This window comes from Streptomyces griseoviridis, from assembly GCF_005222485.1.
GTDB lineage: Bacteria > Actinomycetota > Actinomycetes > Streptomycetales > Streptomycetaceae > Streptomyces > Streptomyces hintoniae.
On record NZ_CP029078.1, the window covers coordinates 81,748 to 93,590 of the forward strand.

Genomic DNA, 11,843 nt, shown 5'->3' on the forward strand with positions numbered 1-11,843 from the left:
CATGACGACCACGCTCGAAGCCGGTTTGGCCGCACCGCCGTCCGGACGCCCGCGCGGGCTGCGGGGACGCCTGGCCGTGCCGGCGCGCTCCCCCGGGCTCCTGCTGGCGTACGTGTGGATCGCGGTGGTCCTCCTCGCGGCGGTCCATCCCGCGCTGTTCGCGCCGGGCGACCCGCTGCGGCAGGACGGCGCCCGGATGCTGCTCGCCCCGGGCGGTGGCCGTCTCTTCGGCACCGACGACTTCGGCCGCGACCAGTTCACCCGGACGGTGTGGGGCACCGGGCAGTCCCTGCGGGCGGCGGTCGTCGCCGTGGCCATAGGGCTGGTGGGCGGCTCGCTGATCGGGCTCGTCGCGGGGGCGCTGCGCGGCCGGGTGGACAGCGTCGTGATGCGGATCGTCGACATCATGCTGGCGGTGCCGAGCCTGATCGTCTCGCTCGCGATCATCTCCGCGCTCGGCCGCGGCACGCTCAACATCGCTGTCGCCATCGGCATCAACAGCACGGCCGGTTTCGCCCGGCTGATGCGCTCCGAGGTGCTGAAGGTGAGCAACGCGACGTACGTGGAGGCCTCGGTCTTCGCCGGGCACGGGTATGTCCGCCGGCTGTTCAAGCACGTGGTGCCCAACGCGTCCCGCTCGGTGCTGGCCGCCGCGACCATGGACATCGGCACGGCGATCCTGACCGTCGCCGCGCTGAGCTTCCTGGGGCTCGGCGCGCCTCCGCCGACGCCCGAGTGGGGCCTTCTGGTGGCCGAGGGACGCACGTTCATCGGCGTCCAGTGGTGGCTGAGTCTGCTGCCCGGCCTGGTCATCGTGGTGACCGTGCTCGCGGTCTACCGCATCGGCAGGTCGTTCAACCGAGGGAGAACCCGTGTCGTCGCCTGACCATCTTCCCGCGCGGTCCTCCGGCGGGCCGGCTCCGCGGGCCGGGGAGCCGCTGCTGCGGGTGCGGGACGTGAGCGTCGAGTTCGCGCTCCCCGGCCGGCCCGCGGCGCGCGTGCTCGACGGCATCGACCTGGACGTCGCGGCGGGGTCGATCCGTGCGGTCGTCGGCGAGTCGGGCTCGGGCAAGTCGACGCTCGGCCGGGTCGTCACCGGCACCCTCGCCGGGAACGGGCGGCTGACCTCGGGCGAGGTCGTCCTCGGCGACCGCACCCTCACCGGACTGTCCGAGCGGCAGTACCGGACGGTGCGAGGCAAGGAGATCGGCTACATCCCGCAGGACGCGCTGCTCGGCCTCAACCCCCTGCTGCCGGTGGGTGTGCAGGCCGGGGAGCCGCTGCGGGCGCACCGGCTGGCGTCCCGGGCGGAACGCCGTGAGCGGGTCGTCGACCTGTTCGCGAAGGTCGGGCTGCGTGATCCGGCGCGCCTGTACGAGCGCTACCCGCACGAACTGTCCGGCGGGATGTGCCAGCGGGTGCTGATCGCCGCCGCCATGAGCACCCGGCCCAAGCTCCTGATCGCCGACGAGCCGACGACGGCGCTGGACGTCACGGTCCAGAAGACCATCCTCGACCTGCTGTCGGGGCTGGTGGAGTCGGAGGGCCTGGGGATCCTGCTGATCACCCACGACCTGGGGGTCGCGGCCGAACGGGCCGACGACATCGCGGTGGTGAGGGACGGGCGCGTGGTGCGCGGCGGCAGGACCGGCGAGGTCGTCGCCGATCCGGGGGACCCCTACACGGAGCGGCTGCTGCGCTCCTCGTCGCTCGGGTTCTCCGGGCGGCGGGCGGCGACCGCGCGGCTGGAGTACACGCGTACCGTGCCGGCGGACTCGCCGGTGGTGGTCGAGGCCAAGGGGGTCTCCAAGACCTTCGCCTCCCGGCGCGGCTCTCAACCGGTGACGGCGGTGGCCGACGCCTCCTTCCGGGTGCGCAGGGGGACCACGCTGGGGATCGTCGGCGAATCGGGGTCGGGCAAGACCACCCTGGTGCGGGTCCTCGCCGGTCTGACCCCGGCGGACACCGGCTCGGTCGAGATCGACGGCGAACCGGTCGTCCACCATCGCAGGGGCGCCGGGCAGGCCGGTCTCTACCGCACGGTGCAGATGGTCTACCAGGACCCCTTCGCCTCGCTGAACCCGCGCTCGACGGTCCGCTCGATCCTGGACGAGCCGCTGCGGGGCCACGGGTACGGTCCCGGGCGGGAGCGCGCGCGGCGGATCACGGAGCTGCTGGAGGTGACGGGGCTGCCCGCGTCGCTCGCGGACCGGTACACGGCCGAACTGTCGGGCGGCCAGCGGCAGCGGGTGGCCATCGCCCGCGCCCTGGCGCCGCGGCCCGACGTCGTCGTCCTGGACGAACCGGTCTCGGCGCTCGACGTGAGCGTGCGGGGCCAGATCCTGGGCCTGCTCGACTCGCTCCAGCGCGAACTGGCCCTGACCTACGTCTTCATCTCGCACGACCTGGGCGTCATCGCCGAGGTGTCCGACGAGATCCTCGTCCTGCGCCACGGGCGGATCGTCGAACGCGGCCGGGCCCTCGACGTCCTCACCGACCCGCGGACCGAGTACGTCGGACGACTGCTGTCGTCGATCCCCGGTGCCGACGTGCCCGGCCCCACCGTGCCCTCACCGGCGTCGTAGACGCCACAGAAAAGGAACACACCATGCCTGAACGACAGCTCCACCTGGGCTACATGCACTGGCTCAACGGCACCCACTGGGGCGGCTGGCGGCACCCGGACGCGCCCACCGCGCGCGCCTTCGAGCTGGAGTACGCGACGAAGGCGCTGCGGATCGTCGAGGACGCGAAATTCGACTTCTTCTTCCTCGGGGACACCCTGCCGGGTGACATCGTCGGAGAGCAGTGGATCACCACCCACAACACCGGGCGCCTTGAACCCTTCACCCTCGCCTCGCAGCTCGCCCTGAACTCCTCGCGGATCGGGCTCGTCGTGACGGCGCACCCGACGTTCTACGAGCCGTACATCCTGGCGAGGCTGACGGCCTCCCTCGACCATCTCAGCGGCGGACGGCTGGCGTGGAACGTCGTGCTGGGCGCCTCCGACCTGGCCGCCCGCAACTTCAGCCTGCCGGACCTGGGCGGCGCCGACCGCTACGGGCGGGCGGACGAGTTCATCGACGTCGTCCAGCGGCTGTGGGACAGCGTCGAGGTCGGCGCCTACCTCCAGGACAAGAGGTCAGGGCGCTACCTCGACGACACCAAGGTGCACCGGCTTGAGTGGGAGGGCAGGCACTTCCAGGTCGCCGGCACGCTGCCGCTCGAGCGGCCGCCGCAGGGGCACGTCCCGCTGCTGTACGCCGGTGCGTCCGAGCTGTCGCGCGAACTGACCGCCAAGTGGGCCGACATCAACTTCACCGGCCCCGCGACGCCGGAGGAGTCGATCGCCTTCAACACCGACGTGCGGCGGCGGGCCGAGCGGCTGCGGGGGCGGACCGACCCCCTCTTCTTCCTGCCGGGGATCACCCCGCTCGTCGCGGACACCCGGGCCGAAGCGGTCGAGCTGTACGAGGAGTTGAACGCGCTGCTGCCGTTCGACGACGACCTCGTCGAGGGCGACCAGGACGAGGCGTTCTGGTCGGGCCCCGAGTGGGCGGGGATCAGCTCGGGGCGGGGCGGGCTGCCGAGGGGGGTGCGCAGTGTCCGCTCGCTGTCGGAGCGGCTCGGTGTGGATCTGCGGCCGCTGGGCATCGACGGCGTCGTCAAGCCGGACACCGCCGAGCGGTTCGACGCCTACGGCCGGCGGCTCCTGGCGGCGCTGGGCGAACGCACCGGCCGGAGTGTGGACGGCGGGTCGGTGCGGGTCAGGGATCTCCTGGGCGCGGCGACGGCCGGGAACTTCCCGCTGGTCATCGGGACCGCCGGGCAGGTCGCCGACACGCTGATCGACTGGTTCGAGCGGGGTGCCGCCGAGGGCTTCAACGTGAGCACGCCCTACCTGTGGGAGCCGCTGGAGCGGTTCGCGGGCGAGGTGGTGCCCCTGCTCCAGGAACGCGGCGTGTACCGCGCCGACTACACGAGCAGCACCTTCCGGGGCCACTTCGGGCTCGACGTCCCCGCAGGCCGGTTCGCCGCCACCGCGTCCGAGGGGCGGTCCGCGTGAGCCGCCGGCGCAAGCTGCGACTGGGGCTGGCCGCCTACGGCACCGGGTGGGACCTGGACGCCTGGCGGCTGCCCGAGGCCACCAACTCCGGTCTGCGCGACCCCCGTGTCATCCTCGACATCGCCAGGACCGCCGAACGCGGCACACTGGACTACGTGTTCGCGGGCAGCGCGCTCGGCAGCGAGCCCGACCGGCTCAACCGGGTCCACCGGTGGGACAGCTTCGTGTACGCCGCGCACGCGGCGGCGGTCACCGAGAACCTCGGGTTCGTGATGTCGGTGAACTCCTCCTTCGAGCATCCCTACGGCGTCGCACGGCAGTTGGCGACGCTGGACAACTTCAACCGGGGGCGCACCGCGCTGAACGTGGTGTTCGGTATCGACCGGGACGGCGATCCGGTCGGCAACTTCGGCAAGAACCCGGTGCCGACCGAGGAGACGAAGTACGCGCGGGCCCGGGAGTTCACCGAGGTCGTCAACCGGCTGCTGCACGAGAGCTGGGACGACGACTTCCTGCTCGACGACCGGGCGGGCGCCACGCTGATCAGGCCCGGGTCCTGGCACGAGATCGACCACCACGGTGAACACTTCGACGTCCGGGGCCCGTTGAACGTCCCGCCGCCGGTGCAGTCGCACATCCCGATCGTCCAGGTGGGCCTCTCCGAGGAGTCCCTGCGCTACGGCGCCGACTTCGCGCAGCTGCGGTTCTCGCCGTACTTCGGCGTCAGCCGGGGCAAGGAGGAGTACCGCAGGCTCAAGGAGCGTGTCGCGGCCAACGGGCGCGACCCCGAGAAGTTCAAGATCATTCCGGGGATCACCTTCTATCTCGGGGGTACCGTCCGGGAGGCCCGCGCGAAGTTCAACGAGATCAACGCCCTGCAGCTCACCCAGGATCTGCCGGCCGCGTTCTCCCGCGGCCTCGGTGTCGACCTGTCGCGGGTCCGCGACAGCGAACGCGTCCTGGACGTGGTCGACATCGACACGCTGCCCGACGACGCGCTCAGGCCGCTCCTCGGCGACCTCGGGCGGGACGCCGAGGACGACCGCGAGCTGCTGCGGCGGATCCTCGGCACCCAGATCGGGGAGGACGCGACGCTGCGGGAGCTGTACCACCACGTGCAGCGCTCCCGGCACGCGCAGCAGCCGGCCGTGGTCGGTGACGCGCGTGCCATCGCCGACTGGCTGGAGGAGAACCTGGAGGAGGAGGTGCTCGACGGCGTGCAGCTCTTCCCGCCCTACCACCGCGGTCCCGCCGACCTCTTCGTCGACCTCGTCGTGCCGGAGCTGCGGCGGCGCGGCATCTTCAGGACCGCGTACGAGGCTTCGACCCTCCAGGGTCTGCTGGACACCGACGACACCTACTGAGGACCACTGTGCCCCCTGCTCTTCAACTCCCCGCAGGACACCGGCTGCTCGGCTCCTCGGGTCTCGTCCTCTCCGAGATCGGCGTCGGTGCCAGCACGTTCGGCCGGTCCGGCATGCGGGCCGCCGGCCAGGAGGCGGTCACCGCGATCGTCGACCGCGCCATCGGTCTCGGCGTCACCTACTTCGACCTCGCCGAGGGCTACGGCGACCGGCCGGGACAGAGCGAGGAACTCTTCGCCGCCGCGCTCGGCCGCCGACGCGAACAAGTCGTCATCGGCACCAAGTTCGGGCTGAACCTCGCCCGGGAGCACGGCGCCGCCTACTCCCGGCCCGGGTCGCGCAAGTACATCGTCGCCGCGGTGGAGGAGTCGCTGCGCCGGCTGCGCACCGACTACATCGACCTCTACCAGATCCACTTCCCCGACCCCCTGACGCCGATCGAGGAGACCCTGTCGGCCCTGGACGCGCTGGTGCGGTCGGGAAAGGTGCGCTATGTCGGCGCGTCGAACTTCCCCGCCTGGCAGCTCGTCGAGGCCGAACACGTGGCGCGGGCCTCGGGGTCGACCCGGTTCGTGTCGACGACCGACGAGTACAGCCTGCTGTGGCGGCGTCCCGAGGAGGAGCTGATCCCGGCGCTGCGCCGGCACGGCCTCGGGCTCATCCCGTACTTCCCCTTGCAGAACGGGCTGCTCACCGGGAAGTACACGGCGCGGCGGGCGCCGGACGACGCGAAGATCACCAACCTCAAGCGGTATCTGCTGCGTTCGGCTCCCTGGGACGCGCTGGCGCAGTTCGAGCGGTTCGCGCGGGAGAGGGGCATCACGCCCGCCGCGGCGGCGCTCGGCTGGCTGCTCGCGCAGCCCACGGTGACCAGTGTGATCGCCGGGGTGACCGTGCCCGAGCAGGTGGAGGAGAACGTGCTGGCGTCCCGGTGGACGCCCACCGCCGACGAAGAGGCCGAGCTGCGGGGCCTGTTCACGGGTGATCTGTCGGGCGGTCCTGGCGTGGTCGACCGGGGCTGACGGGCGGGGTGCCGGGGCGGCGGGCCCCGGCACCCGGGTCAGGCCGCCGAGGGCTCGGGGGCGCCGGGCCGGTCGCCGGTGGCGGCGGGTCGCGCCGGGTCGGTGATCCACTCGGACCACGAGCCGGGGTACAGGGCCGCCTGGATGCCGAGGGAGGCGAGCGCCAGCACGGTCGTGGTGGCCGAGACCCCGCTTCCGCAGTAGGCGCCGAGCGGACGTCCGTCCAGGTGGGCGCCGTAGCGGGCGGTCAGCTCCGCGGCGTCGCGCAGCCGTCCGCCGGTGAAGTTCCCGGAGCCGGGGAGGCTGTGCGCGCCGGGGATGTGTCCGGTTCCCGGCCGTCGCGGGTCGCCTGCGTACGCCTCGGGGGCGCGGGCGTCGAGAAGGTGTCCCGAGGCGGCGAGCCGTTCGGCGTCCCGGGCGGTCAGGACGGGGAGCGAGCCGGGCCGTGCGACGGCCGTCCCCGCGCCCGGCGGCGGCACGCGGGTGTCGAGCGCTCCCCCGATGGCGCGCCAGGCAGCTAGGCCGCCGTCGAGGAAGAGCGTGTTCTCCACTCCGGCCCAGCGCAGCACCCACCAGGCCCGCGCGGCGACGGCGGGGTTCTGCCGGGTGTGGACGACGACGGTGGAGCCGTCGTGCACGCCCCACGCGCGCAGCCGCCTCTCCAGGTCGCCCGCGGACGGGAGGGGGTTCGGGCCGGAATCCTCGGCCGGTGCGCCGACCATGTCCCGCTCGAAGGGGACGTAGTGGGCTCCGGGGATGTGTCCCTCCGTGTAGGCGCGGAGCCCCGATTCGCCCTCCGCCGCCCCTGCGCCGGTCTCCCGGCCGATCTCGAGGACCACGGGCCGGGTGCCGCGACGGGACACCGTATCGAGGTGCTCCGCCGACCATATGACTGATTGCACGCACAAGGGCCGCACTGCCACACTCCTCCGCCTCCGATGTACATAAAAGATATCGGGAGAGCGGCGCGGTGCTACGTAGTTTCTATTGCGGCTTGACGAAGCTGTTGTGTCCGAGGTCGGTTCCGCCCGGGTGCCCCGGGGTCAGCCGTGGGCGGTGGGGCGCGAGGACTCCCCCGGCTCCCGCGGGGCGGTCTCGCCGGGGAGCGCGGGCGCGGCGGTGCCGCGGGCCCTGCGGCGGGCCGCGAGGGACTCCCGTGCCGCCTGGCGGGGGTGGCGGCGGCGCCAGTAGGGGTTGTCGTGCGACAGCTTGCTGGAGACCCGGCCGTACATCCCGAAGGTCAGGATGATCAGCCCCATGACGAAGCTGAAGATGACGTTGGTCATGCCGAAGTCCAGGATGTTCGCCGGGCGGTCGAGGATGAACAGGTGCACGAAGCCGCTCAGCAGGAAGAGGGTGCCGACGACCATGTTGAGCGTCGAGGCGATGTTCCCGCCGATGAAGCCACCGGCGATCAGGGCCAGGCCCACGACGACGGAGATCAGGCTCAGCACGCCGTTGGTGGACATGCCGGCGAGCCGGTGCCCGTCGGTGCTGAACGGGCTCAGCTCGTCGGCGAAGCCGAGGGCCCCGAAGATCAGCAGGACCACCCCGCACAGCCCGGCGCCGTAGCGGTAGACCGTGGACAGGCCGTGGTCGACGGGCAGTTCGTCGCGCAGTTTCATGGCGGTTCCCTTCCGGACAGCGGAACGCGTCGGCGGATCAGCGGATCAGCAGGGCGGCGGATGAGCAGGTGGCGGGTCGGCGAGTGGCGGGTCGGACGGAGTGGCGGCACAAGGACCAGGTAGAGCGTTATCACCCTGAAAGCCACTCATCACACCATTCTTCGCACAACGACCGTCCGGTTGCGGTCGGTCCGGTTCTTCACCCGAACGGGTCCACCGGGTGTTCCCGGCGCGGGCGCGCTCAGTCCGTGCCCCGGGCGGCCAGCGCCCGCAGCAGGCGGCCCCGGCCCCGGTCGGGCACGGTCCACAGCGGGTGGCCGCGTACCCCCCACTCCTGGAGCAGGGCGTTGGCGGCGAGGAATCCGCTGGTGGCGGCGCGTTCCATCAGGGCCACGGGCAGATCGGTGCGGACCAGGTCGCCCGCGAGCACCAGGCCGGTGCCGGGGGCGCGGGTGCCCGGCCGATCCGCGTGGCCGCCCACCGGGAACAGGGGGCAGTCGCCGCGCCACTCGTGCCGGGCGTCCAGGACCCGCGCGTGTCGGGTCTCCGGGTAGACCCTGCGCAGTTGTTCGACCAGGCGGGCGGCCTCGGTGGCGGGGTCGGCGTCCTCGGGCAGCGCGTATCCGTGCAGTTCGACGACGGAGCCGCCGGTGCGGGTGGCCCAGCGGCGGGACTCGCCCTCCCAGCGTTCGAGGACGCTGACGTTGTCCAGTGAGCCGTATCCGGCGGTGCCGAGGAAGCCGGGTCTGCCGGGGGCGACCGGGCGGTCGAGCCAGAGCCGGGAGACGAGGAACGGCGGGGCGGTGCGGAGCCGGCCGATCCGCCGCCGCCAGTCGGCGTCGCCCAGCCGGGGCGAGCGGGCGACGAGGGCGCGCAGGCCCGGGGTGTCGAGGGCCAGGACGACGGTGTCGTGCCGGGTCTCCTCCCCTTGGGTGGCGACGGTGTACCCGCCGCCGCCGGCCGGCGTGACGTGCAGGACCGGTGTGGTGGTGCGGACGGTGACGCCGTGCCGCCGCAGGTGTCCGCCGAGCGGGTCCCACAGGGCCGTCGGGAAGGGTTCGGCGGGGACGTCGAACAGGAGCCCCTCGGAGGAGCCGAGGAAGTAGATGTGGAACATCAGGACCATCTCGGCGGCCGAGAGCTGCCGGGGGTCGGCGAAGAAGCTGCGGGAGAACACCTCGAAGGCCAGGTGGCGCGCGGCCCGGGGGAAGCGCAGCCGGTCGAGGAAGGCGTGGGCGCTGACGCCGTCGAACCGCTCGTAGACGTCGGGGACCCGCACGTCGAGCAGGGCGAGCGCGGCGGCGGGGCGCATCCGGACCAGGTCGCGGGCGCGGAAGGAGGGGCTCAGGGCGACGAAACCGAGCGCGCTGAGCGGTGGGGTGCGCGGGACGCGGCGGAAGCTGTCGTGGAGTCCGTCGCGGTGCCGCAGCGGGTAGTCGGGCAGCCGGGTGAGTGCGCCGAGGCCGGGGTCGGCACGGCTCAACAGGCTCCGCAGGTTGTAGTACTGGAGGAAGAAGGCGTGGAATCCGCGGCTCATCGTCGCGGTGGAGCCGTCGAACAGGTCGGTGTGCCAGCCGCCCACCCGGCCGCCCAGGTACGCCTCGCGTTCGTAGAGCGTGACGTGCGCCCCGCGTTCGGCGAGCGCGGTGGCGGCGGCGAGTCCCGCGATGCCGGCGCCGACGACGGCGGTGGTGCGCGGTCCGCCGTCGACCCGGGGCGCTCCGGGCGGGGCCGCGACGCGGACGGCGCGCCGGTCCCGGACCGTGCCGGTCACCGCGGTGCCCGCGCGGCGAGGACGGTGTGGGCGATGCCGGTCTGCCAGCCGGGCAGCGGCAGGGCCCGCACCCGGTCGAAGCCGTGCGCCCGGACGCGGTCCGTGAACCGTTCGACGGTGTCGAAGCCGACGACGCTGTGCCACAGATGGCGGTAGAGGGGGCCGTCGCCGAGGGCGGTGGCGACCGGCAGCACCAGGCCCCGGCAGACGGCCGTCCACGCCGTTCGGTGGGCGGGGCGTCCGCTGAGGAGGTAGTCGTGCACGGCGAGCCTGCCGTGCGGGACGAGCAGTGTGTGGACGGCGTCGAGGACGGCGTCGGGGTCGGCGACGTTGCGGAAGAGGTAGGCGGCGAACACGGCGTCGAAGGGGCCGTCGACGCCCGCCCGGGTGAGGGCTTCCGCCGGTGCGCGCAGGAACGTGACGCCCGTGGGCCAGGGTTTGGCGCGGGCCCGTTCGAGCATGCCGGCGGAGGCGTCGACGGCGGTGATCGCGGCGCCGGGCAGCGCGGCGCACAGGGCGGCGGTGGAGGCACCCGTTCCGCAGCCGAGGTCCAGCACCCGCAGCCCGGCGCCTGGGCGGGGCAGTCCGAGCCGGTGGGCCGAGCGGCGCAGTTGGCGGTGGTAGCCGGGGTTGGCGGCCACCAGCGTGTCGTAGCGGCGCGCCACCCGGTCGAAGGCGGCGGCCAGTTCCGCGTCACGCAGCAAGGTCATGGCGTCTCCGGTGCGGGTCTCGGGGTGTCGGAGGGGGCGGGTCGGCTCAGGGGAAGGGCCTGCGGGGCAGCCGGGGGAGTTCGGCGGCGGCCCTGAGCATGGGCAGGACGGGGGTGCGCAGCCCGATGGCGAGGTCTTCGTGCCAGCGGGTCGTGCCGTCGAGGAAGCGGAGCAGGCGGACCATCGGGACCCGGGAGAAGAGCCGGGAGAAGAAGGCGGCGCCGTCCATCGCCCCGCTGTCGAGGGCGCGCAGCACGACGGCGTCCATGGCGCGGGAGCGGTGCGAGTGCGGGGACGGCGGCAGCGGTGGGCGCCCCTGGCGCAGGGCGGCTTCGACGGCCGCCGTCTGGCGCTGGACGCCCGCGAAGGTGTAGCCGGTGGAGGGTCGGGTGCAGCCGCCGGCGGCGCCGACGCGGAAGACGGACGGCGCCGCCTGGCGCGCGAAGGGCGCGTCGGTCATGGGGATGGCTCCGGTCTCGGTCCCGACGACCTCGAAGTCCCCGAGGCCGAGCACGGCGCTCGTGTAGTGGCGCAGGGCCGCCTCGTACTGCGGCGCGGACAGCGGCGCCCGGGAGAACTCGGTGTACTCGACGAGGGCTTCACGGCGGCCGGTGGGCAGGACGTAGCCGAAGGAGAGGCCGCGCGCGGGCTGGGGGGTGCGGAAGTCCATGAGGTCGGCGACGCCGGGTTCGAAGGCGGCCTCGCCGGTGCGGACGAACCAGCCGTGGAAGTGCTGGAGCAGCGTGGTGCGGGCGGCGGGGAGGCTGCCGAGCGGGCGTGAGTCGAAGACCCAGCGGGCCCGCACGGACCGGGTCCTTCCGTCCGCCGTGCGGGCGTGGACCCTGGCCCCCTCGGGGAGGGTCTCGACGTGGTCGACGGTGGCCGTGAGGCGCCGGACCCGGTCGCCGCGCGCGAGGTCGCGGCCGACCAGCCGTTCGAAGTCGTCCGAACGGATCATCTTGTAGCGCAGCGGTGTGATGTCGTCCTCGACCGGTGCTCCGGCGGGCGGGTGGACGCGCAGCCGGTGCCAGGTGGCGGTGACCGCCTCGTCGTGGCGTCCGCGTCCCGCCTCCCAGAAGCACCAGGTGCGCGGGGGCGGGCGGAGCGGGCCGGGCGGGGCGTCCAGCAGGACGGCGGAGGGGCCGGGGGCGCCGGGTCCCGAGCCGGCCAGGCGGTGGGCGAGGGAGAGCCCGGCGGCTCCGGCCCCGACGATGGCGACGTCCGTCTCGATCACGGCGTGTTCACTCCTCCCGCCGGCCCGGCAGGCGGACGGCGGGCACGA

Annotated in this window: 10 protein-coding genes; 5 read left to right on the forward strand and 5 right to left on the reverse strand. The window is 73.4% G+C overall.

The window, feature by feature from the left end:
• Position 1 precedes the first annotated feature (1 nt).
• Genes DDJ31_RS00325 through DDJ31_RS00345 form a run of 5 tightly spaced genes read left to right on the forward strand, consistent with a single transcriptional unit; the run spans position 2 to position 6,452 of the window.
• A complete protein-coding gene (locus tag DDJ31_RS00325; RefSeq protein ID WP_127182328.1) occupies positions 2–886 on the forward strand; it encodes an ABC transporter permease in 885 nt (294 codons plus the stop codon).
• Positions 873–2,585 carry a dipeptide ABC transporter ATP-binding protein gene (locus DDJ31_RS00330; RefSeq protein WP_127182327.1) on the forward strand — a complete coding sequence of 571 codons (1,713 nt, stop codon included), beginning with the start codon at positions 873–875 and terminating at the stop codon, positions 2,583–2,585. The genes DDJ31_RS00325 and DDJ31_RS00330 overlap by 14 nt, the downstream gene beginning before the upstream one ends.
• 23 nt (positions 2,586–2,608) lie before the next feature.
• Entirely contained in the window at positions 2,609–4,066 is a 1,458-nt protein-coding gene (locus DDJ31_RS00335) for an NtaA/DmoA family FMN-dependent monooxygenase (protein WP_127182326.1), read from the forward strand.
• Positions 4,063–5,430 (forward strand): NtaA/DmoA family FMN-dependent monooxygenase, encoded by a 1,368-nt coding sequence (locus DDJ31_RS00340; RefSeq protein WP_127182325.1) that lies wholly within the window; start codon positions 4,063–4,065, stop codon positions 5,428–5,430. Before DDJ31_RS00335 ends, DDJ31_RS00340 begins: the two co-directional genes overlap by 4 nt.
• An 8-nt stretch (positions 5,431–5,438) precedes the next feature.
• Entirely contained in the window at positions 5,439–6,452 is a 1,014-nt protein-coding gene (locus tag DDJ31_RS00345; RefSeq protein ID WP_206280758.1) for an aldo/keto reductase, read from the forward strand.
• A gap of 38 nt (positions 6,453–6,490) precedes the next feature.
• On the opposite strand, the gene DDJ31_RS00350 is transcribed toward DDJ31_RS00345, so the two are convergent.
• The 5 genes from DDJ31_RS00350 to DDJ31_RS00370 all read right to left on the reverse strand — a co-directional run bounded on the left by DDJ31_RS00350 (position 6,491) and on the right by DDJ31_RS00370 (position 11,795).
• Positions 6,491–7,315, reverse strand: coding sequence for a sulfurtransferase (locus DDJ31_RS00350; protein WP_240678343.1), 825 nt, complete (start codon positions 7,313–7,315; stop codon positions 6,491–6,493).
• 180 nt (positions 7,316–7,495) lie between these two features.
• Positions 7,496–8,077: a DUF4383 domain-containing protein gene (locus DDJ31_RS00355; RefSeq protein WP_127182323.1), complete on the reverse strand. Its 582-nt coding sequence runs from the start codon at positions 8,075–8,077 to the stop codon at positions 7,496–7,498.
• 241 nt (positions 8,078–8,318) lie between these two features.
• Positions 8,319–9,851 carry an FAD-dependent oxidoreductase gene (locus tag DDJ31_RS00360; RefSeq protein WP_171480753.1) on the reverse strand — a complete coding sequence of 511 codons (1,533 nt, stop codon included), beginning with the start codon at positions 9,849–9,851 and terminating at the stop codon, positions 8,319–8,321.
• Positions 9,848–10,561: a methyltransferase domain-containing protein gene (locus tag DDJ31_RS00365; protein WP_127182322.1), complete on the reverse strand. Its 714-nt coding sequence runs from the start codon at positions 10,559–10,561 to the stop codon at positions 9,848–9,850. Before DDJ31_RS00365 ends, DDJ31_RS00360 begins: the two co-directional genes overlap by 4 nt.
• Positions 10,562–10,607: 46 nt before the next feature.
• Positions 10,608–11,795 (reverse strand): lycopene cyclase family protein, encoded by a 1,188-nt coding sequence (locus tag DDJ31_RS00370; RefSeq protein WP_127182321.1) that lies wholly within the window; start codon positions 11,793–11,795, stop codon positions 10,608–10,610.
• Positions 11,796–11,843 lie beyond the last annotated feature (48 nt).